This is a genomic window from Paenibacillus vulneris (assembly GCF_039543185.1).
Classification (GTDB): domain Bacteria; phylum Bacillota; class Bacilli; order Paenibacillales; family NBRC-103111; genus Paenibacillus_S; species Paenibacillus_S vulneris.
Genome location: NZ_BAABJG010000052.1, coordinates 180,307 through 180,514 on the forward strand (window position 1 = coordinate 180,307; position 208 = coordinate 180,514).

The 208-nt window shown below is 54.8% G+C and carries 1 rRNA gene (cut by both window edges); it reads left to right on the plus strand.

Features of this window, described 5'->3' with window-relative positions:
• Positions 1–208: ribosomal RNA gene (locus ABEA66_RS32735) — 16S ribosomal RNA — on the plus strand (its annotated part extends past both window edges: 156 nt to the left, 249 nt to the right); the annotation flags it as partial.

Below are 208 nucleotides of genomic sequence, written 5' to 3' on the forward strand. Positions count from 1 at the left end.
GAGCGGTCCCTTCGGGGATAGCGGCGGACGGGTGAGTAACACGTAGGCAACCTGCCTGTAAGATCGGGATAACTATCGGAAACGATAGCTAAGACCGGATAACTGGTTCTCTCGCATGAGGGAATCATGAAACACGGAGCAATCTGTGGCTTACAGATGGGCCTGCGGCGCATTAGCTAGTTGGTAGGGTAACGGCCTACCAAGGCGA